23 protein-coding genes are annotated in these 20,621 nt (G+C 63.8%); 13 read left to right on the top strand and 10 right to left on the bottom strand.

Annotated features, from left to right (window positions below):
• Window positions 1-160 precede the first annotated feature (160 nt).
• Window positions 161-796, bottom strand: a complete 636-nt coding sequence (locus tag HUI96_RS13910; RefSeq protein WP_188255553.1) for a TetR/AcrR family transcriptional regulator — start codon at window positions 794-796, stop codon at window positions 161-163.
• Window positions 797-846: 50 nt separating this feature from the next.
• Here HUI96_RS13910 and HUI96_RS13905 point away from each other — a divergent pair, with 50 nt between their 5' ends.
• A complete protein-coding gene (locus tag HUI96_RS13905) occupies window positions 847-1,716 on the top strand; it encodes a phosphoenolpyruvate hydrolase family protein (protein WP_188255271.1) in 870 nt (289 codons plus the stop codon).
• Window positions 1,713-2,132: a cupin domain-containing protein gene (locus HUI96_RS13900; RefSeq protein WP_188255270.1), complete on the top strand. Its 420-nt coding sequence runs from the start codon at window positions 1,713-1,715 to the stop codon at window positions 2,130-2,132. Before HUI96_RS13905 ends, HUI96_RS13900 begins: the two co-directional genes overlap by 4 nt.
• Window positions 2,133-2,431: 299 nt before the next feature.
• Here HUI96_RS13900 and HUI96_RS13895 read toward each other — a convergent pair whose 3' ends face one another.
• A complete protein-coding gene (locus tag HUI96_RS13895; RefSeq protein ID WP_188255269.1) occupies window positions 2,432-3,529 on the bottom strand; it encodes an NADH:flavin oxidoreductase/NADH oxidase in 1,098 nt (365 codons plus the stop codon).
• 139 nt (window positions 3,530-3,668) lie between these two features.
• Window positions 3,669-4,643, bottom strand: coding sequence for a hydroxyacid dehydrogenase (locus HUI96_RS13890; protein WP_188255268.1), 975 nt, complete (start codon window positions 4,641-4,643; stop codon window positions 3,669-3,671).
• Window positions 4,644-4,954: 311 nt separating this feature from the next.
• On the opposite strand from HUI96_RS13890, the gene HUI96_RS13885 reads away from it, so the two are divergent.
• Window positions 4,955-5,353 (top strand): Fur family transcriptional regulator, encoded by a 399-nt coding sequence (locus HUI96_RS13885; RefSeq protein WP_188255267.1) that lies wholly within the window; start codon window positions 4,955-4,957, stop codon window positions 5,351-5,353.
• Between the two features lie 67 nt (window positions 5,354-5,420).
• Window positions 5,421-6,035, top strand: a complete 615-nt coding sequence (locus HUI96_RS13880) for an alpha-ketoglutarate-dependent dioxygenase AlkB (protein ID WP_188255266.1) — start codon at window positions 5,421-5,423, stop codon at window positions 6,033-6,035.
• Window positions 6,036-6,048: 13 nt separating this feature from the next.
• On the opposite strand, the gene HUI96_RS13875 is transcribed toward HUI96_RS13880, so the two are convergent.
• From HUI96_RS13875 to HUI96_RS13850, 6 genes are all read right to left on the bottom strand, one after another.
• Window positions 6,049-7,638 carry a peptide chain release factor 3 gene (locus HUI96_RS13875; RefSeq protein ID WP_188255265.1) on the bottom strand — a complete coding sequence of 530 codons (1,590 nt, stop codon included), beginning with the start codon at window positions 7,636-7,638 and terminating at the stop codon, window positions 6,049-6,051.
• 97 nt (window positions 7,639-7,735) lie between these two features.
• Window positions 7,736-8,407 (bottom strand): pentapeptide repeat-containing protein, encoded by a 672-nt coding sequence (locus HUI96_RS13870; protein ID WP_188255552.1) that lies wholly within the window; start codon window positions 8,405-8,407, stop codon window positions 7,736-7,738.
• A 234-nt stretch (window positions 8,408-8,641) separates the two neighbouring features.
• A complete protein-coding gene (locus HUI96_RS13865) occupies window positions 8,642-9,226 on the bottom strand; it encodes a glutathione S-transferase N-terminal domain-containing protein (protein ID WP_188255264.1) in 585 nt (194 codons plus the stop codon).
• Window positions 9,223-9,684: an SRPBCC family protein gene (locus tag HUI96_RS13860; RefSeq protein WP_188255263.1), complete on the bottom strand. Its 462-nt coding sequence runs from the start codon at window positions 9,682-9,684 to the stop codon at window positions 9,223-9,225. Before HUI96_RS13860 ends, HUI96_RS13865 begins: the two co-directional genes overlap by 4 nt.
• Window positions 9,681-10,658 carry an SRPBCC family protein gene (locus HUI96_RS13855; RefSeq protein ID WP_188255262.1) on the bottom strand — a complete coding sequence of 326 codons (978 nt, stop codon included), beginning with the start codon at window positions 10,656-10,658 and terminating at the stop codon, window positions 9,681-9,683. Before HUI96_RS13855 ends, HUI96_RS13860 begins: the two co-directional genes overlap by 4 nt.
• Window positions 10,633-10,989 (bottom strand): ArsR/SmtB family transcription factor, encoded by a 357-nt coding sequence (locus HUI96_RS13850; RefSeq protein ID WP_188255261.1) that lies wholly within the window; start codon window positions 10,987-10,989, stop codon window positions 10,633-10,635. The genes HUI96_RS13855 and HUI96_RS13850 overlap by 26 nt, the downstream gene beginning before the upstream one ends.
• A gap of 166 nt (window positions 10,990-11,155) precedes the next feature.
• Between HUI96_RS13850 and HUI96_RS13845 the strand changes: the two genes are divergently transcribed.
• From HUI96_RS13845 to HUI96_RS13825, 5 genes are all read left to right on the top strand, one after another.
• Entirely contained in the window at window positions 11,156-11,752 is a 597-nt protein-coding gene (locus HUI96_RS13845; protein WP_188255260.1) for an NADPH-dependent FMN reductase, read from the top strand.
• Window positions 11,753-11,828: 76 nt separating this feature from the next.
• Window positions 11,829-12,527 (top strand): orotidine-5'-phosphate decarboxylase, encoded by a 699-nt coding sequence (gene pyrF, locus HUI96_RS13840; protein WP_188255259.1) that lies wholly within the window; start codon window positions 11,829-11,831, stop codon window positions 12,525-12,527.
• Window positions 12,528-12,552: 25 nt separating this feature from the next.
• Window positions 12,553-12,840: a DUF1330 domain-containing protein gene (locus tag HUI96_RS13835; protein ID WP_188255258.1), complete on the top strand. Its 288-nt coding sequence runs from the start codon at window positions 12,553-12,555 to the stop codon at window positions 12,838-12,840.
• Window positions 12,841-13,076: 236 nt separating this feature from the next.
• Complete coding sequence (locus tag HUI96_RS13830) at window positions 13,077-14,351, top strand: polyhydroxyalkanoate depolymerase (RefSeq protein ID WP_188255257.1); 1,275 nt, start codon at window positions 13,077-13,079, stop codon at window positions 14,349-14,351.
• A gap of 259 nt (window positions 14,352-14,610) precedes the next feature.
• Entirely contained in the window at window positions 14,611-15,246 is a 636-nt protein-coding gene (locus tag HUI96_RS13825; RefSeq protein ID WP_188255256.1) for a transglutaminase-like cysteine peptidase, read from the top strand.
• A gap of 108 nt (window positions 15,247-15,354) precedes the next feature.
• On the opposite strand, the gene HUI96_RS13820 is transcribed toward HUI96_RS13825, so the two are convergent.
• The gene (locus tag HUI96_RS13820) at window positions 15,355-16,884 is read right to left on the bottom strand and encodes a YifB family Mg chelatase-like AAA ATPase (RefSeq protein WP_188255255.1); all 1,530 of its coding nucleotides are present in this window, start codon (window positions 16,882-16,884) and stop codon (window positions 15,355-15,357) included.
• A 144-nt stretch (window positions 16,885-17,028) separates the two neighbouring features.
• Here HUI96_RS13820 and HUI96_RS13815 point away from each other — a divergent pair, with 144 nt between their 5' ends.
• The 4 genes from HUI96_RS13815 (at window position 17,029) to HUI96_RS13800 (ending at window position 20,491) form a co-directional block, all read left to right on the top strand.
• Window positions 17,029-17,982 carry an IS1595 family transposase gene (locus tag HUI96_RS13815; protein WP_188255254.1) on the top strand — a complete coding sequence of 318 codons (954 nt, stop codon included), beginning with the start codon at window positions 17,029-17,031 and terminating at the stop codon, window positions 17,980-17,982.
• A gap of 614 nt (window positions 17,983-18,596) precedes the next feature.
• Window positions 18,597-19,418 carry a hypothetical protein gene (locus HUI96_RS13810; RefSeq protein WP_188255253.1) on the top strand — a complete coding sequence of 274 codons (822 nt, stop codon included), beginning with the start codon at window positions 18,597-18,599 and terminating at the stop codon, window positions 19,416-19,418.
• Complete coding sequence (locus tag HUI96_RS13805) at window positions 19,415-19,576, top strand: hypothetical protein (RefSeq protein ID WP_188255252.1); 162 nt, start codon at window positions 19,415-19,417, stop codon at window positions 19,574-19,576. The genes HUI96_RS13810 and HUI96_RS13805 overlap by 4 nt, the downstream gene beginning before the upstream one ends.
• A 126-nt stretch (window positions 19,577-19,702) precedes the next feature.
• Window positions 19,703-20,491, top strand: coding sequence for a KilA-N domain-containing protein (locus tag HUI96_RS13800; protein WP_188255251.1), 789 nt, complete (start codon window positions 19,703-19,705; stop codon window positions 20,489-20,491).
• Window positions 20,492-20,621: the final 130 nt, after the last annotated feature.

The following is a 20,621-nucleotide window of genomic DNA, read 5'->3' as shown; positions in this document are numbered from 1 at the left end:
TTGGGCGAGGCTGGGTACGCGCCTTTGAACGGTCCCGAGCCTCTGCCACTCCTCAAAGTATTTGATTTCCGGCGCCGCAAGCGGTCTTAGCCCGAGGAAACTCGGCTCCTCGGCAGAAGGTTGTTCGCCGGACAATCTGGTCCAACCAGATTGTGCAAGCTTACATATGCAAACTCTCATCCATGCCGGCGGTGACCAGCGCGGAGGCTGCCCAGCGCGCCACTTCCATGGTGTCCTCGCTCCCCAGGCCCCAAATGTCCTTTAAAACGATTAGCACTTCAACACCGAAAATCAGCGACAGGGCTTGGGCGAGCCGGTCGAATTTTTCGGGCGGCAGCTTGTCCCGGAGCGGATCCAGGGCGCTCTTCAACAGATCCACGCGATGCCCACGGGCGAACTGCGGTTCCTCGCCCAGCGTTCCCGCCTGGCGCTTCGCCCATTGCTCTAGCGAGAGCTTCAGGGCCGCCTTGAAGGTCGCCTCATAGGCCTCGATCCGTGGCAGCGAGGTCGCGATCAGGTCGTCGACCCGCGCCGTGGCGTCGGCGGAGTCGGAGCGCCAGTCAAGGATCGGCCCGAGCCCCACGTCGACCACGGCCTGCACCAGCGCCGCCTGGCTTGGAAAATAACGGTAGGCGGTGGCGCGCGACACGCCGGCGGCTTCCGCCGCCTCGCTAACCGATGGCGTGGAGCCCGCTTGCATGAGGCGGCTTGCCGTCTCGAGCATCAGGCGGCGGGTACGAGCCCGCGGCCCGCGTTTCGTCTCTTCGGGTGCATCTGATTGACGTGAGACATCCATATCAATACGATACGCGCGTCTCACAATTTTGCAACTGCCATGAGGGCGCCGTGCCGCTGATCCCCCGCAGGACGATTCTCGAAAAATTCGGCAAGATGATCGAGGACGGGGTGCCGATCATCGGCGGCGGCGCCGGCACCGGGCTATCCGCCAAGTCGGAGGAGGCGGGCGGCATCGACCTCATCGTCATCTACAATTCCGGCCGCTACCGCATGGCCGGACGCGGCTCGGCGGCCGGCCTGCTCGCCTACGGAAACGCCAACGAGATCGTCAAGGAGATGGCGGTCGAGGTGCTTCCGGTGGTCAAGCACACCCCGGTGCTCGCCGGCGTCAACGGCACCGACCCGTTCGTCATCATGCCGCGTTTCCTGGCCGAGCTTAAGGAGATGGGCTTTTCGGGCGTCCAGAATTTTCCGACCATCGGCCTCTTCGATGGAAGGATGCGGCAGAGTTTCGAAGAAACCGGCATGGGTTTCGGCCTCGAGGTCGACATGATCGCCGCGGCGCACGAACTCGACCTCCTGACCACCCCCTATGTCTTCAACCCCGACGAGGCGCGGGCGATGGCCGAGGCCGGCGCCGACATCATCGTCGCGCATATGGGGGTCACCACCGGCGGGACGATCGGCGCCACCTCTGCGAAATGCCTGGACGATTGCGTGTCCGAGATCGAGGCAATCGCTCGCGCCGCGCGTTCGGTGCGCAAGGACGTCATCCTGCTTTGCCACGGCGGTCCAATCTCGATGCCGGAGGACGCCGGCTATGTCCTGGAGCGGGTCAAGGGCCTGCACGGCTTCTACGGCGCATCCTCGATGGAGCGCTTGCCTGCCGAAGCGGCGATCGCCAAGCAGACCGCCGATTTCAAGAGCCTCGCCATCGGGACGAACCAGCCGGGGAGGAACGGGAGGGTCCTGCAATGAGCGAAAGCGAAAAGATGTTCCGCTACCCGAAAGAGGTGAACACTTTTGCCTTCGACTGGGGAAGGCTGGCGCTGACTGTAGCACCCGAGGTGAACGGCGCGGAGCGCTTCTCCGGCGGCGTGGTGGACCTCGCCGCTGGCCAGGGACACTCCCGCCACAACCATCCCGGCTCTGAAGAGATCATCTTCGTGATCTCCGGCACCGGCGAGCAGATGGTCGAGGACGAAGCCGGCAACCCGGTGGTGCGCCAGGTCGGCCCCGGCTGCACCATCTATGTGCCGGAGAGCCGCTATCACTCCACGCTCAACACCGGCAGCGGCCCGATGCAGCTCTTCGTCGTCTATTCGCCCGCCGGCCCGGAGCGGGCGCTGCGCGACCTGCCCGACTTCCGCCTGGTGCCGCCCGGCGCGGAGTGACGGGAGCATTGGACTCCGGCTCTCCTTGCGCTTGCCGCAATGACGGGCCAAGGGACTCGCCGTCCCGTCGACCACTGCGACATTTGCGACCGGCTGATTTAGATCAAAGTTCGCAGCAGCGATCGGCCTCATGGTCCCCCGCGTTCCAAGGGAGACGATTGACATGCCGATCGAGAGCTTTCTTGTGGTAGGCGCGGTGCTGGCCGCGTTCGTAGCCTTCGCGGCCGTGATCAGCTTCGGCGACCTGACCTTGCAGAAGCCCTTTTTGAGGCGATAGGCCCCGCCACGGTCTGATAGACTTACTCGGCCTCTTCCCACTTCTTCGGAAGGTGCGCGGCGCGCTGGAGTTGCGGCGCGACCGGTAGCTGGCGACCCAGCGCCGCGGCGGCACGCCAGGGCCAGCGCGGATCGGCGAGCAGGGCGCGGGCGAGCGCCACCATGTCGGCCTGTCCGCTCTCGACGATCTGGTTCGCCTGTTGCGGCTCATCGATCATGCCGACAGCGCGAACCGGGATGTCGACGCGCTTGCGCACATATTCGGCGAGATGGACCTGATAGCCAGGGCCAGTCGGGATCTTCTGGAGCGGCGAGTTGCCGCCGCTCGAGCAGCAGAGATAGGATAGTCCGAGGTCCTTGAGGGCCTTGGCCAGTTCTACCGTCTCGTCCTCGGTCAGCCCGCCCTCGACCCAATCCTTCACCGAAAGCCGCGCGCCGACCATCATGCCGGAAGCTGCCTTTCTCACCTCCTCGGCGACGGCGAGCGCGAAACGCATGCGGTTCTCCAGCGAGCCGCCCCAGCGATCGGTTCGCTTGTTGGAGAGCGGGGAAAGGAACTGGTGGATGAGATAGCCGTGGGCGCCGTGCAGTTCGATGAAGTCGAAGCCGGCGCGCTCGGCGCGCCTTGCCGCCTCGCCGAAATGGCTTACGACCTCAAGGATCTCATCCTCGGTCAGCGCATGCGGCGTGTGCCAGCCCTCGTTGAAAGGAATCGCGGAGGCGGAGACCGTCTGCCAGGGGTCTTCGCCGGAATGCAGCGGCCCGCCGCCCTCCCACGGCCGCTGGCAGGATGCCTTGCGGCCGGCATGGGCGAGTTGGGTTCCGAACACCGTGCCCGGATTGGCGACCCGGCGCGCCGCGTCGAGGGTGCGCTTGGCCGCCGCTTCATTCGCGTCCGAGTAGAGCCCGAGGCAGCCGTGGCTGATGCGCCCGCGGCGCTCCACGTCGGTCATCTCGATGGTGACCATGCCGGCGCCCGACAGCGCATAGGTCATCCACTGCTGCAGGTGCCAGTCGCTCGCGCAGCCGTCGTTGGCGGAATACTGGCACATCGGCGCCACCGCGATGCGGTTCGGTACTTGCAGCGAGCCGAGGGCGATCGGTGAAAACAGATCGGACATGGAGAACTCCGTGACAGGTCCTCTCCTATTTAGCTCCCGAAACCGGCAGTACAACGCTTGCCTGCCCCAGCATTCCCCGTCCGACAGAGATGCGACGACGCGCGTGCCCTCCCAACAGACGATCCGGCCGAGCCGGTTCTCAGCTCTGGAAGCGGCACCGGTAGGCCGGCACGACCTCAGGATTGCGCAGATTAACCGGCAATTGTCCGGCAAGGACCCGCAGCGCCTCTTCGGCCGCGCCGATGCCCATGCGCATCATGCTCTCCTCGGTGATGCCGGCCATGTGCGGCGTGACGATCACGTTGTCGAAGCCGAAATAGGGATGGTCCAGCGGCAGCGGCTGTGTCGAGAACACGTCGAGCGCCGCCCCCGCGATGCGCCCTTCGCGCAGCGCCTCGATCAGGGCATCGTCGTCGATGACGGGTCCCCGGGAAACGTTGACGAGGATCGCGCCCGGCTTCATCGCCGCGATCCGCTGCCGATTCATGAGGCCGGTTGTCTCCTGTGTCAGCGGGCAGGCGAGCACGACGAGGTCGCTTTGCGCGACAAGCTCGACCATCGAAGCTGGCCGGACGAAATCGGGGAAGCCTTTGCCGCTGCGGCTGTTGCCGACCACCGACATGCCGAAGCCGCCGTGGGCGATGCGGGCCACCTCGCGACCCACTGCGCCCATGCCGATGATGCCGATGGTGCGGCCGGCAAGTTCGTGGGTGAGATTGGCGTGGTCGCGGCCGGCGAGCCAGCCGCATGCCCGCAGGTCGGCGTCCATCGCGCGGAAGCGCCGCAGCAGCGCCAGGGAGGCAAAGATCACGTGCTCGGCCACCGACCGCGCATTGACGCCCGGCACGTTGGCGACCAGCACCCCGGCCCGGGTGGCAGCCTCGACGGGGATCATGTCGAGCCCCGCGCCATGGCGAATGGCGGCGTGGATGCAGTGGTCCCCGGCAAAAATCTCCAGCGGCAGAGGCGCCCGGACGATGATGACGTCGGCATCCCGCGAATCGCGGATCAGGGTGGCGGCATCGAGGGCCGACGCGATCCTGAGGTCGCCGCCCGCCGACAGCATGTCTGCCGCGCGTGGATGCAGCGGATGCGTCGAGTAGATCACCGCCATTGAAATCCCTCCTCCAGCAGCCGCTTTCCTTGTCGCGCGGCGCGCACCCCTATTCGTGCGCCAGCTCCGATGATTTCCGCAAGGGGAGTGACGGGCAAGGCGGGCACGGGGCCATGCGAAGCTTGAAAGGGGACCCCCGCCTTGTGACGGAGGCGCGCCGGGTGCAGGCGTTACATATTGAGGGTCACGATTTCACGTGAAACACCGTGGTCGAAGCGCCGCGCGTGCCGCAGTGGAAAAAGCTTCGCTCAGTCGCTACCTTTGTCGGAAGCGGCCAGTCATGCTGGCTGTGAGACGACACGGCATCCTGAATGTCAGAACGGGCATCACTCACCAAGAACCAGACCAAGGTGCTCGCACGGCTGGAAGCCGCCGCCGGGCCGCTCAGCGCCTACACCTTGCTCGACCAATTGCGCGCCGAGGGTTTTCGCGCGCCGCTGCAGGTCTATCGTGCGCTCGACGGGCTGATCGACGCGGGGCTGGTGCACAGGCTGGAAAGCATGAACGCCTTCGTGGCCTGCTGCGGCTCGCACGATCATGGGCACCGCACCATCGCTTTCGCGATCTGCGACAAATGCGGCCATGTGAGCGAGTTCTCCGACGAGGAGATCGGCCATCGCCTCGAAACCTGGATAGGCTCGACCGGGTTCAGGGCGAGCAAGGCGGTGATCGAGTTCCGCGGCACCTGCGCAAATTGCGCGGCGAGTTGAGCAGCGTCGGCCAGCCGACCCGCCACCTTCAGGAGCATCGACCACGTCACTTTTCGAAACACCCCGGGTGTCGCTTCCCAGCGGCGTCAGACACATTCCAGGCCATCTTGACCGGCCGGAACAGGAGAAGCTCGTCGGGGCTCTGAGGGAGATCGTGCGCGCCGCGCCACTCTACACGCCGGCCATGCCGAGCACCGGCAAGGAGATGAGCGTGCGCATGACCAATTGCGGCACGCTCGGCTGGGTGACCGACAAGGAGCGCGGCTATCGCTATCAGGCGACGCATCCCGTGACCGGCGAGCGCTGGCCGCCCATTCCGGAGATGCTTCTCACGCTCTGGCGCGAGCTATCGGATTATCCGCACCCGCCGGAAGCCTGTCTCGTCAACTTCTATTCCGACACGGCGAAGATGGGGCTGCATCAGGACCGCGACGAGGCGGACTTGGATGCGCCCGTGGTATCCGTCTCGCTTGGTGACGCCTGCCTGTTTCGCGTCGGTGGCACGACCCGATCGGGCTCGACGCAGTCCCTGCGGCTGGAGAGCGGCGACGTGGTGGTGCTCGGCGGAGCGGGACGGCTCTGCTTTCACGGTGTGGACCGGATCTATCCGGGGACGTCGGATCTCCTGCCGAAGGGCGGGCGGATCAATCTCACCCTACGGCGCGTCACTCGGCCGGTGTGATCGGTTGGGAAGGCTAGGCCGCCTCCCGCACCTGATAATCCTTCACCGCGTCGAAGCGGATCGCCGTCCAGCGCTCGGCTTCGTAGTTGAGCCCGAAGGCGTGCGGCGCCAGGAAGACGGGATCGCCGTCGAGGTCACGGGCGATATCGCCGCGGTGCGCGTCGATGAACCGCTGCAACTCGATGCGGTCCTGCGCCGAAATCCAGCGACAGATGGAGAAGCGCGACATCTCGAAGTCTACGGGCAGCGTGTATTCCACGTTGAGCCGCTCCCTCAGCACGTCGAGTTGCAGCGCGCCGACCACGCCGACGATCGCCGGCGAGCCGTCTTCAGGCGAAAAGAGCTGAACGACGCCCTCTTCCGCCATCTGCTGCAGCGCTTCCTTCAGTTTCTTGGCCTTCATCGCGTCGCCGAGACGGACGCGCCGTAGAATCTCGGGTGCGAAGTTGGGCACACCGCGGAACAGCAGGTTCTCGCCTTCGGTCAGCGTGTCGCCGATGCGCAACGTGCCGTGGTTGGGGATGCCGACCACGTCGCCCGCGAATGCCTCGTCGGCGGTGATGCGCGAGCGTGCGAAGAAGAATTGCGGGGCCGAAAGGCTCATCGGCTTGCCGGTGCGCACCAGCTTCGCCTTCATGCCGCGTTCCAGCTTGCCGGAGCAGACGCGGACGAAGGCGATGCGGTCGCGATGATTCGGGTCCATGTTCGCTTGGATCTTGAAGACGAAGGCGCTCATGCCAGGCTCGGTGGCCTGGACCATACGGCTGTCCGCCTCCTGTGCGCGCGGGCTCGGACCGAAGGCACCAAGCGCTTCGATCAGGTCGCGCACGCCGTAATTGCGCAGCGCAGAGCCGAAGAAGACCGGCGTCAGGTGTCCTTCCCTGAACGATTTTAGATCGAACGGCCTGCAGGCCTCGCGGGCGAGGTCGAGCGACTCGATCAGGTGGGGCTGCTCGTTCTGCGGCAGCAGGCCTACGACCTTGTCGGAATCCGGTCCGTTCACCTTGGTGCGCTCGACTTCCGCGTCGGAGCGGCGCACTGCGTTCTCGGCCAGGTGATAGGTACCGGCAAAGGTCTTGCCCTGGCCGATCGGCCAGGTCATCGGCGCGGTGTCGAGTGCCAGCTTCTGCTCGATCTCGTCCAGGATCTCGAAGGTGTCGCGCGCGTCGCGGTCCATCTTGTTGACGAAGGTGACGATCGGGATGTCGCGCATGCGGCAGACTTCGAACAGTTTCAGCGTCCGCGGCTCGATGCCCTTGGCCGCGTCGATCACCATGACGGCGAAATCGACGGCCGACAGCGTGCGGTAGGTGTCGTCGGCAAAATCCTCGTGGCCGGGCGTGTCGAGCAGGTTGAAGACGTTGTCGCCATATTCGAAGGTCATCACCGAGGTCACGACCGAGATGCCGCGCTCGCGCTCGATCTTCATCCAGTCCGAGCGCGTCTGTATCTTGTCCTTCTTGGCCTTGACCTCGCCGGCGAGCTGGATCGCGCCGCCGAACAGCAGCAGCTTTTCGGTGAGCGTGGTCTTGCCGGCGTCCGGGTGCGCGATGATCGCAAAGGTGCGGCGGCGGGCGACCGCCTGTGGGATAGTTTCTGCCATGTCAGGGATCCGTTGGGTGTCCGGCTTATAGCGTTGCCGCCGGCCGGTGTCGAACGTTTAGAGAGTTTCGGAAGTGGCCCGGCGTGCAGGCCAGGGTCTAGTCGTCGTCGGGCGGGCAGGGCCAGTCGGTCGCGGGCTCGAGGCCCTCGGGAAGCTTCGTGTTGGCGTCGCCACAGGTCTCGTCGATCTGCCACTGCACCAGGCCGGTCGAGGCGCTGAGGTCCATCCCTTCGATGCGGGTGAGGAACAGGAACGCACCGGTGAAGTCGAGCGGGCCCTGGTACTTTGCGGCCGCCAGGTTGGCGCGGGAGAGGTTCGCCATGCCGAAGGCGGCGCCGGTGATGACCGCGCCCTGAAAATTCGCGCGCCCGAGTTCGGCCTTGCGGAAGTCGGCGCCGGTCAGATTGGCGTTGCTGAAGTCGGCTCGCTGCAGTTCGGCGCTGGCGAAATTCGCCTGCCGGGCCGAGACGCCCGAAAAGCTCGTCCTGTAGCCCTCGATCCGGCTGAAGTTCGCCTGGTCCGCCCTGGAGCCGGCCAGCGAGGAGCGGATCAGAGCCGCCTTCTCCAGATTGGCTCCGACGAAGCTCGACTGCCGAAGGTCGGTGTAGTTGAAATCCGCTCCGAAAAGATTGGCCTTGTCGAGGCTGCTGCCCGAAAGCACGAGGCTGCTCTTGTTACAGCCCTGCCAGTCGATCCCCGGCTCAGGCGCGGCCCTGCAGTCGGCCGCATGGGCTGCGGAGACGGTGATGGACGACGGCGCCGAGCACATCAGAAGTGCAGCCGCGGCGCTGACGAGGGCCGGCGCGACTCGTCCGCGGAAAACACGCACAGCTTCGCGGCACGCAAGTCTCGGCATCTGATGTCCTCGCTAGAGCTTAGGCGTTTACGGATATTCGCCCGACGGTCACCTCTCAGCAGCTCTAAGTAGTGCAGCCGGGCCTACAGCCCAAGCATCTGACGGAAGACTGATTGATCTTTTCGGAAAGGCAAGTGGCCCGCTCGCCTATGCCAGCCCCTCCTTTTTCAGAGTCGCTTGCACCGCAGGACGGGCGGAAACCCTCGCATGATACGCTTCCAGCGCCGGCGGCGGGGCAATTCCAAAGCCCTGGCCCCAACTCACCATGACATAGAGCAGGGCGTCGGCAGCGCTGAATTCGTCGCCGAACAGGTAGTCGCCGCGAAGCTGGCCGGCGAGATAGCCGAAACGATGGGCGATGGCCGTCTTGCTGATCGCCTTCGCCTCGTCGCCCGGCAGGAACATGGCGCCGAGGAAAGGCTTGTGCACCTCCTCGGTGAGGAAGGCCAGGGCTTCGATCATGCGGATGCGGCCGAGCGGACCCGGAGGGGTGAGCCACGGCGCCTGCTCGGCGATCCAGGTCAGGATGGCGACGTTCTCCGTCAGAACTTCGCCGTCGTCGAGGACGAGGGCGGGCACGTAGCCCTTCGAATTGACGAGCGTGAAGTCCTCACCCGCCTCGGTCCGGCGGGTAGGGATGTCGACCTCGACGATCTCGTAGGAAAATCCGGCTTCGTTCAGCGCGATGTGAGGCGCCTGGCTGCAGGCTCCGGGGGTGAGATAGAGCTTCATTTCGCGAGATACTCCGCCAGATTGTCGAGGGTCTCTTCCCAGCCCTGCCGATGTCCCTCGCGGGAGGCTTCGGTGAGGAAGAAGGCCTGGTGCAGCATCAGCCTGGTTCGGCCGTCCTCGTGTTCGAGAGTGACGGTGACGACCGTTTCGTGTTCGGGCTCGCCTCGGTCGTTCAGCCAGCGATGTGAAAAGACGAGGCGGTCAGGCGGCACGACCTCGCGATAGGTGCCGGCGAGCCAGTACTCGGTCCCGTCAGGAGCGCGCATGCAGGTCTTGAACGAGCCGCCCGGCCGGGCTCCGTCCCCTTCCGAGTGGGGAAGGGTGAAGCCTTTCGGGCAGCACCAGCGATTGAGGTGTTCCGGCTCCGTCCAGCATCGGAACACCAGTTCGCGCGGGGCGTCGAAGGTGCGGACGATGCTGAGTTCTGGCCGGCTCTGTCCCGCGGCCGCCGTACTCATCGGACCGCCCCTTCGTTCAAGCTCTCGATCAGGGCGGAGAGCCGGTCGTATGCCTGCCGTGCACCCCATTCCATGCCCGAAGCCGCCGCCCCGTCACGCTGCTCGATGCTTCCGAACCGCGAGATGGCGGTCAGCTGAGTGCCGCCCGCGACCTCCTCGAAGATTTGGGTGTTGAGGACCTGCTTGCCGCCGTACGGGCCCTCCATCTCGAAGGTGTTGACCAGGCGTTCCGGCGCGGTCACGTCGCGGTAGGTGCCGAAGAAGGCGTTGATGTTGCCCTTGGGGTCCCGCTGCTCGACCCGGTACCTTCCGCCGTTGGTGGGATTCATCTCGGTGATGGTGTTGACGTGGCCGTGCGGACCCCACCACGCGGCAAGGTGCTCGGGCCTGGTGAAGCAGTTCCAGACCAACTCGCGCGGCGCTTCGAAGCGCCGCCGCATCAGGACCACCGGACGGGCCTTCGGCGTGACGATCGCAAGCCCGGCCTGATCGGCAGTCGCCGCATAGGCCGCATGCAGTTCGAGCTTGTCGATCTGCTGGTTCCAGCCTTCCTCCATGCCGGCAAGGCTCGCCGCCGCCTCCGGCTTGGCGAAGGTGACGTCGGCGCGGATGGTGACGCGCGTCTTCTGCCCCTCGGCTTCGAATGTCGCGGTCACCCGCGAAACGACCATCAGCTTGCCGTTCTCCCGGTACTCCGTTGTGAAGACCAGGCGGTGGGGCGGAGAGACCTCCTTCACGTCGCCGTAGTTGGCGAAGACGAAACCGTCGGGCGAGCGGAAGTCGATGCGCAGCCTGCCGCCGGGACGGGCGTCGAACTCGGCGTGCGGAACGGTGAAATCATGCGGCGCCCACCAGCGCAGCATGTGCTCGGGCTCCGTCCAAACGCGGAACATGAGATCGATCGGGGCATCGAAGACCCGGCTCATGACCAGGCTGGGAAGCGTGCTCTCAGCCCTTCTTGTCGTCGCTTCCATGCTTCTCTCCCTGCTGGAGTTCCTTGAGGTAGACATCGAGGCGGTCGAAACTCTCGTCCCAGAAGCGCCGGTAGGTCTCGAGCCAGCCGGCGAGATCCCGCAAAGGTTCGGGCCGCAGCCGACGCGGCCGGAACTGCGCTTCGCGGCCTTGCTCCACCAGGCCGACACGCTCCAGCACCTTCAGATGCTTGGAAACCGCCGGAATGCTTATCTCGAAAGGCTCGGCGAGTTCCGTGACCGTCGCATCCCCCTGGGCCAAGCGGGCCAGGATTGCCCGCCGAGTCGGATCGGAGAGAGCATGCAGCGTCGCGCTCAACGGGTCCTGACGCATATTTTACCACTCGGTTATTTATCTAAATGGTTAGATATGGCTGGAAGACTGTTCCGTCAAGTCACGACAGACCTGCCCGGACGAGTTGGAAAGAGCATGCGCTGTTGCCGTGCCGCATTGATCCGAACCCGCCTTGCCCTGTAGCCTTGCGGGACCAGGAGCTTCCATGCCGATCACCGCGAAAATCCTCGTCTTTGCCGGCTCGATCCGGACCGGCGCCTACAGCGGCAAGACCGCGGACGCGGCGGCCCGCGAACTGGCGGTCCAGGGGGCTTTGGTGACCCGCATCTCTCTGGCCGACTATCCGCTCCCGATCATGGACCAGGATCTCGAGAGGGAGCAGGGCGTTCCCGAGAACGCGTTGAGGCTGGCGCGCCTGTTTGCCGGGCATGATGGCGTGCTGATTGCCACGCCGGAGTACAACGGGTCCATTCCGCCGCTTCTGAAGAACGCGATCGATTGGGTGAGCCGCGTGCGCAAGGATGGCGGCAGGCCCGTCAACCCGTTTGATGGAAAAGCCGCTGCGCTTTGCTCTTCCAGCACGGGTCATTTCGCGGGTATACGCGCCATCAACCACCTGCGCGCGGTGCTGGTGCAACTGCGGATGGAGGTCATCTCGCCCCAGGTCTCGGTGCCTCAAGGCAAAGACGCATTCGATGACAACGGCGATTTCCGCGAGGAGCGGCTGCGCGAGGGCATGCGGCGACTATGCACAACTCTGATCGAGCGGGCGGGCATGCTTTCGGTGCGGAACGAACTGTGATCGGATATTGCGGATCGCCGGTCGAGGCTTGCTCTCGCATCGAGATCGGAATGAACTCATTCCAAGGAGCTTTCAGGTGACGAGCAATTCCGAGGCGGGCCGGCTCATCGTGGGATTGGACGTTCCCGACGTACGGACGGCCGAGGCGGTCGTCCGCGATCTCGACGGTGTCGTCTCCTTTTACAAGATCGGCTATCAACTGGCATTCGCAGGTGGGCTCGACTTCGCCCGCGAGCTTGTCTCGGGGGGCAAGCAGGTCTTCCTCGACATGAAGCTGCTCGACATCGACAACACCGTAGCTAAGGGAGTGGAGGCGGTCGCCCAGATGGGCGTGTCGATGCTAACGCTGCACGCCTATCCGAAGGCTATGAGTGCGGCGGTGGAGGCAGCGAGGGGCACGCCGCTTTGCCTGCTTGCGGTGACGGTGCTGACCTCGATGGATGCCGGCGACTTGAAGGAGGCCGGCTACGACTACGACCCTCACGCGCTGGTTCTGCGCAGGGCCGAGCAGGCCCGGGCCTCCGGCATGGGCGGCATCGTCTGCTCGGCATCGGAAGCGGCGGCCGTGCGTGACATAGTCGGGCAGCAGATGGCGGTCGTTACGCCCGGCATCCGGCTGGCGGGCTCGGATCCAGGCGACCAGAAGAGGGTGGTGACGCCGCGCCGGGCGATCCGCGCCGGCGCCAGCCATCTCGTGGTTGCGCGGCCGATCGTAGCTGCGCAGGATCGTCGCGCCGCAGCGGAGTCGATCCTCTCGGACATGAAGCTGGCCTGAGCCAGACCCTAGGAGGAGGAGAAAAATGCCGAAAGGTTATTGGATTGCCCGCGTCGATGTGCGCGACCCGGAGGGCTACAAGGACTATGTCGCGGCCGCCAAGCCCGCCTTCGACAAATATGGCGCGGTGATGCTGGCGAGGGGCGGCAGACATGAACTCGCCGAGGGTCAGGGGCGGGCCCGCAACGTCGTCATCGAGTTCGAGTCGCTGCAGGCCGCGCATGACTGCTACCACTCACCCGAGTACCAGACTGCAAAGGCGATCAGGCAGCGCTTTGCGGATGGCGAGATCGTCCTGGTCGAAGGGGTCTAACCCGGGGTGGCACGGGGGCGGCGTTAGCTAACGCGGCACGCCCCCGAGACCAGCGCCTGCGACCTTTTGGTGCGCCGGACGGAAGTCTCTGAATAAATTGTTAAATTTGTTTTGGCGGGGAGAGAAGGGCTAAGCGCTGCCTCCAGCCTGCCTTATTGCATTGCAACAAAACATGATTAACTTCGTTGTTGATCATTGGGAGGATTGTCGCTCGGTGCGGCAGCGGGAATCGTTTAATGTTCTACCAGCTATATGAGCTCAATCACGCCGGAATGCAGCCCTTCCGGGCCTTCGCCGACGCGGTGAAGCTGTTCTATTCCAACCCCATGAACCCCCTGTCCCACACTCCGGTGGGCCGCTCGCTGGCGGCGGGCGCGGAGCTCTTCGAGCGCACCACGCGGCGCTACGCCAAGCCCGCTTTCGGCATCGAGAAGACGGTGGTGGACTGGAAGGAGGTCGCGGTCTCCGAGAAGGTCGTCTGGTCGCGTCCGTTCTGCAGGTTGCTCCATTTCGTGCGCGATCTGCCGGCCGGCCGCGCCGCCGATCCGAAGCTCCTGATCGTGGCGCCGATATCGGGGCACTACGCCACCCTGCTGCGTGGCACGGTCGAGGCGATGCTGCCACATGCGGACGTCTATATCACCGATTGGACGGATGCGCGGATGGTGCCGCTCTCGGACGGGCGCTTCGACCTCGACGATTATATCGACTATCTGATCGCCATGCTGCACAGGCTGGGCCCGAACACCCATGTCATGGGGGTATGCCAGCCTTCGGTTCCGGTGCTTGCCGCGGCCGCCCTGATGGAGGCGCGAGGCGACAAGTTTGCACCTGCGACGATGACCTTGATGGGCGGCCCGATCGACACCCGCCGCAATCCCACCGCTGTGAATACGCTCGCCCAGGAAAAGGGCATCGACTGGTTCCGCGAGAACGTGATCATGCAGGTGCCGTGGCCGAACCCCGGCTTCATGCGCGACGTCTATCCCGGCTTCCTGCAGCTTTCGGGCTTCATGGGGATGAACCTCGATCGCCACATAACGGCGCACCGCGAGTTCTTCATGCACCTGGTCAAGAACGACGGTGACAGCGCCGAGAAGCACCGCGATTTTTATGACGAGTACCTCGCGGTGATGGACCTGACCGCCGAGTTCTACCTGCAGACGGTCGACACGGTGTTCGTGCGTCACGCGCTGCCGAAGGGCGAAATGACGCATCGCGGCGTCCCGGTTGACCCCGCGGCCATACGCAATGTGGCGCTGTTCACGATCGAGGGTGAGAAGGACGACATCTCCGGGCTTGGCCAGACCCAGGCCGCGCACGACCTGTGCGTCAACATCCCGAAGGACATGCGCGCCCATTACGTCCAGCCCGCCGTCGGCCACTACGGCGTCTTCAACGGCTCGCGCTTCCGGTCGGAGATCGTTCCGCGAATCACCGATTTCATCCGCAGCTACGACCGGGAAGCGCAGGGGGGCGCCCGGCCTCGACTCGTCCCGGTGGTTTCCTGACAGTTAGTGGTTGACCACCGAGCGTCGGCTTCGACTGGCTCGGCGGTCTACGTCTGTTGCATAATGGCCGCGGCCAGCAAGCGGCGGTAACCATGGGCGCGAAAGTGGCATAGTGCCTCAATTGACTTGACCGTCCCACCCACTTTAACGTTCCATTAACGAGAAGGGCGAGTGGGCTGTGCACCTCTCCGCAGGCGAGCAGGCGGCGAAGCATAGATCATAGCTCCCGACCAGACGAACGGGGACTTCGGGACCAATCATGCTCCAGTGGAGAGGTAAAGCGGCGCGGCTGCCCGGCATTGCGGTGGTTGCTGCTGTCGCTGCAATCCTGAGCCCTCTCGGGTTTCAGACCGCCAGTGCGGGGGTTGACGGCGCAATGCTCACCGGCGGCCTGACCTCGCAGCCGATCGGTCACTACGATTTCTGCAAGACGGCGCCCGGCGAATGCTCGATCCGCCTGCGCGACACCGGCCCTGAGCAGATGACCGGAGTGCTCTGGAACCTCATCGTTAGCGTCAACGCTACGGTGAACGAGGCCATCAAGCCGATGAACGACCAGGAAATCTACGGCAAGGAAGAGGTCTGGGCTTACCCCGACAATGGCGTAGGCGACTGCGAGGACTACGTTCTCGAAAAGCGCCGGCAGCTTCACCAGGGCGGCATAGCCTTCTCGAACCTGCTGGTCACCGTAGTCCGCAAGCCGGACGGCGAAGGGCATGCGGTGCTTACCGTCCGCACCGACAAGGGCGATTTCGTCCTCGACAACCTGAGCGATGCGGTCAAGGACTGGACCAAGACCGGCTATCATTTCCTGAAGCGGCAGTCGTCCACGCATACCGGTCGCTGGGTCTCGATCCGCGAGGAGAGCCCGACCATGGTGGGAGCCGTCGAGTAGCGGATTTCTCCTGAACGTCCGACCTGGCACGTTCCCCACATTGCCCGCTTGGCGGCGATGTCGGCCCGCGGTTAGCCCTATTGCACACCACTCACTACAGCCAATTTGTCAGGCCGCTTTCGCCAGCCGCTCTCCGGCCACCCGGTAAGAAATCGCCTCCGCAAGATGGATGCGGCGGACTTCTTCGCTCTCGTCCAGATCGGCCAGTGTGCGGGCGACCTTCAGCACCCGATGATATGCGCGGGCGGAGAAGCCGAGCTTTTCGCTGGCATCCCGCAGCAACGCTATGGCTGCGGCGTCGAGCGGCGCGATCGTCTCGACGAGGGCGGTCGGGCAATGTGCGTTCGTGGTGACGCCGGTGCCGAGTTCCTCGAATCGCCGGCGCTGGATCGCTCGAGCCGCGGCCACCCGCCTGGCGACGTCGGCGCTTGGTTCGGAACGCCCCGGCCGGATGAGATCGCTTGCAGACACCGCGGGGACCTCGATCCTGAGGTCGATGCGGTCCATAAGCGGCCCCGAGATGCGCGCCTGGTACTCCGTGCGGCAGCGGTCGCCGCGTGCGCAGCGGAACCCGGGCTCGCCGGCCATCCCGCATCGGCACGGATTCATCGCGGCGATCAGCTGCAGCCGCGCGGGATAGGAGACGCGGTGATTGGCGCGCGCGATCACGCATTCGCCGGTCTCGATCGGCTGGCGCAGCGAGTCGAGCACGGCAGGCGAGAATTCGGGAAGCTCATCGAGGAAGAGCACGCCATGGTGCGCCAGCGAGACCTCCCCGGGTCTGACCCGCAGGCCGCCGCCCACCATCGCTGCCATTGAGGCCGAATGGTGCGGAGCGCGGAACGGCCGCCGATCGGTCAGCCGCCCGCCGGCGAGCTCGCCCGCTATGGAGGCCACCATCGAGACCTCGAGCAGTTCCTTGGGCGAGAGCGGCGGCAGGACCGAGGGAAGCCGCTGCGCCAGCATCGATTTTCCGGATCCCGGTGGCCCGACCATCATCAGGTTGTGTCCGCCGGCGGCAGCCACCTCCAGCGCCCGCCGGGCGGTCTCCTGGCCCTTGATGTCGGCGAGGTCGGGGAGATTGTCAGCCGGCGCGTGCACCTTCGCCTCGGGCCGCGAGAGCACCTGCGTTCCGCGGAAATGGTTGGCGATGGCGATGAGGCTGCGCGGCGCAAGAATGTCGATGTCGGCACCCGCCCAGGCCGCCTCCGGGCCGCAGGCCTGCGGACAGATCAGCCCCTTGCCGTCGGCATTGGCGCCGATCGCGGCCGGCAGTGCGCCGGCGACGGCCGCGATGGTGCCGTCAAGCGAGAGTTCGCCGAGAACCACATAGGCCGACAGGGCGTCGCCGGGGATGGCGCCAAGCGCCGCCATAAGTCCCAGTGCAATGGGAAGGTCGTAGTGGCTGCCCTCCTTCGGAAGGTCGGCCGGCGCGAGGTTCACCGTCACCTTCTTGGAGGGCATCGACAGCCCCGACGCATGCAGCGCCGCCTGGACCCGCTCCCGGCTTTCGGCGACGGCCTTATCGGGCAGGCCGACGATCTGCATGCCGACCTTGCCAGGCGCCACCATCACCTGCACGTCTACGGGCACAGCTTCGATGCCCTGGAACGCCACCGTGCGTACGCGCGAAACCATCCTGCCCCGCCTCGGCCTGCCTGGCCGCAACCCGTCCAACAGAATGGATGCTAGTCAAGCACAGTTCTTACGCAGCGGGCGATTATATATTTGACAAACCCATGACGTAAGGGTTAGGGTGGCGGACATAGAAGGAACGCTCCTATGTCCGTCCTCAACCGCCCCTACTTCTACGATGAAGCCGCAGCCTTCGATCATGTCGAGGCAATCCTGTGGCCGCAGGGTCCGGTGTGCCATCACTGCGGAAACATGGAGCGCATCTATTCGCTGAAGGGCGTCCGTTCGAAACCTTCCAAGAAGCACCCGGAAGGCGTTGAGCGCCACGGCCTCTACAAGTGCGGCGCTTGCCGTAAGCAGTTCACCGTCCGCATGGGCACGATCTTTGAGGAAACCCACCTGCCGCTGCACAAGTGGCTTCAGGCAATCCACCTGATGTGTTCGTCAAAGAAGGGCATCAGCGCCCACCAGCTGCACCGCGTTCTGGAGTGCACCTATAAGACGGCCTGGTTCTTGGCTCACCGCATCCGCGAAGCCATGCGCTCGGATGACTTCTCCCCTATGGGCGGCGCCGGTAAGTTCGTTGAGGCCGATGAGACCTATATCGGCCGGCTTACCGGCGTGCCGAAGAACGCAAAGGGCGCAGCCCACAAGAATATGGTTCTCACGCTGGTCGAGCGTGGTGGCCGCGCGCGTTCGTTCCACATCGACACCGCAACCGTGGCCCGCGTCATTCCGATCGTGCGGGAGAACATCCACCGCGAGTCGGTGCTGATGACGGACGAAGCCCGCCACTACAAGCGCGTCGGCAAGGAATTCGCCGCTCACGGCAGCGTCGAGCATGGCGCGGAAGAGTATGTCCGCTACGTTGCCGGAACTGCCGTCACCACGAACACTGTCGAGGGCTACTATTCGATCTTCAAGCGCGGCATGAAGGGCGTGTACCAGCATTGCGCCGAACACCACCTGCACCGCTATCTGGCGGAATTCGACTTCCGCTATTCGAACCGCTCGGCTCTTGGGGTTGAGGATAGCGCCCGCGCAGTGATCGCGCTGTTGGGCTTCAAGGATCGTCGCCTCACATATCGAAGAGCTGATTGAGACGAAGAAGCGCCATTACCGAAAGCCTATCCAACTCACCTTTCCGTTCTGGCGATACGAGCACCGAAAGAAAAAGCCGAGGCGTTGAGCCTCGGCAGTGGTCATTGATCGGTAGGTTCGGCGGCTACGCCGCTGTCACCTATTTAAGGCAGGCCGCGCCAGTGTCCGCAGACGTTTTCGAGCCGGCCGAAGCGGAGGCGAGTGTAAGGGTTAACCCAAACCATCGTCGTTGCTCCTTCTCAGGGCGTGGGCCTTGAAAAGAGACGACGGACATGCGATTCTAGTGTTTGCGAGACTCTAGTGATCGCGAGGCTGCCGCCTCTTTCCGATTGCTGGTCATCTAGGCCGCATCCCCGTGCCACCGGGTTTGCGGCCTTTTGCTTTCCGCCCCTCCGACGCCGACGGCCAGAGCGCGAGGGGCTAAGCAGGTCTTTTCATTGACGCCCTCAACAATCATGTTGGCCAGCATCCGACTGGCGCATACCCGTATAACGGAGATTCGTTGACTTGGCAATCGCGCCTTTTCAGTATGCGCATTCGTTATGAGCATGTCCTTGCGGAAGGAGTAGCGTTCCTGTATTGTGCCGCCTAATAGAAAGGCGCGAGGTGTCTCCATGACAGGCGAAAAGGTTGACTTCGCGGCTGCAGCGAACGCAGCCCGTGAGGATGGTGATGACAAGGGCAAGCGCGAGCGTTCCCTGATCGATTTCCCCTATGTGCCGTTAGAAGCGGCGGTAGAGGTTGCGAGGGCTATTTACAGTCGGTGCGCCTTCGGGTCTTGCGATCAGGACGAACTCGCGGCCGAGATGTCCCAGACTATAAGCGGTGCCTTCCGCACGAAGACAGCGGCCGCCCGTATGTTCGGATTAGTTGAAAAAGACGGGCGTAGCGCTTTCCGTCTGAGCGAGATTGGCAAGCGTCTAATTGCAGGCGAAACCGAGCAAGCCGCCAAGGTGGATGCATTCTTGGCCGTGTCGCTCTATCAGCAGATTTATGAAAAGTTCCGCGGTCATAACCTACCCCCGCCAAAGGCTCTTGAGCGTGAAATGGAGACGCTTGGTGTCCCCCGGAAGCAGACAGATCGCGCGCGCCAAGCGTTCGAGCGGTCAGCTCAGTTCGCTGGGTTTTTCGACAGTGGCAAGGATAGGCTTGTGCGGCCCCGTCTAGACGGAAGCGCTATGCCGAAGTCGGAATCAAACACCCCTCCACCGAGTGTATCCGAGAATGCCGAGTCAAACCGTAGCAGCTCTGGCGGCGGCGGTGGAGACCTCCCGCCTGAACTTGACCCAATCATCCGAGGACTGATCGGACGGCTTCCGCCCGCCGGAAGTGTTTGGCCGAAGGCAAAACGGAAGCTCTGGCTGCAGATCCTCGAAAACAGTTTCGATCTGGTCTATGAGGATGAGCCTCCATCCGATCTCGACGTTTTCAAATGAATGAGCCGAAGAGAATAAAAACTCAGCGCCAGAAGTTTGAGGAAGCCGCCCGCGCCCTCGAAACGGACGACTCCGAAGAGAAGTTCGACCGCGCCTTGAAGAAAATCGCCAAGTCGCCGCCGCCTAAGGAAGGAAAGGTCAACGATACTGATCAATAACGCGGCTAAGGCCACGCCATTGTGACTGTGGTAAAACGGATTCTCGGACTCGCTTTCTCGGGAAAGCTGCTGTCAGTCTTGCGGTCCCCAAGACACTACCGCCCGAATCGGGCAGAAGGACCGCGAATGAAAGAGACTGAGGAGCCGTCCTCAACGGCAATAATGATCCGTGGCGTTCGCATTGAAGAGGACTCTAACGGCCACTGGAACTTGAACGACATTTGGGCTCTAGCAAAGAGCCCGACTTCCAGAGCCCCGAAGCATTGGCGCGGCAACAAGGGCGTGAAGCGGCTCATAGAAGCCCTTCAGAAAAAGGTAACCAGCGGTTACCTTAAAGAAAAGAAGCCAATAATTTCAGTCATTTACTCGTCACGAGGCCGGGGCAGCGAGGGTACGTATGCGCACCCGATCTTGGCTGCATCCTATGCCGGTTATCTGAACGAAAAACTTGAGATCGAAACCCGTGAAGTGTGGCTTCGCTATCGCTCCAGCGATGCGACACTAGCGGACGAAATCCTTCAGCGCGCGACACCTGAAGCGAACGAGTGGGCAGGCGTTCGCGCTCTCGGCAGGTCGGTGCGCAATGAGTTTACCGATACTCTCCAGGTTCATGGCGTAGAGGGTGGCGGCTATGCCCGCATCACGAACGCCGTCTATGAATCGTTGTTCGGGAAGAAGAAGCGCGATCTCGCATACGCGCGAGGGCTGCCAATGAATGCCAACCTTCGCGATTCAATGGAAAAGGACGAGCTTGTATCAGTGATGTTCGCTGAAATGCTATCTAAGCAGAACATCAATGCCGCCAATTCGAATGGCAACATCGAATGCGAAGCGGCTACACGACGTAGTTCAACGCGAGTCCGCGCCACCATCGAGGAAAACCAAAAGGACCGTCAAAGGCGAGCGACTAGGTAGCGCATGGCTACTGAATGAACCGCGCCCTATGAAGGGGCGCGGTTCTGGCCTTGTGTCAATCGGCGCGCAAAACTGACCCCTGATCGGCGTCCAATTTTGACCCCCTTATTGTAGGGCGACGGTGAGCGCC

It is taken from the genome of Pseudaminobacter soli (ex Zhang et al. 2022), from assembly GCF_014595955.1.
Lineage (GTDB): Bacteria > Pseudomonadota > Alphaproteobacteria > Rhizobiales > Rhizobiaceae > Kumtagia > Kumtagia pseudosoli.
This window is presented reverse-complemented; position numbering and strand designations above follow the sequence as displayed.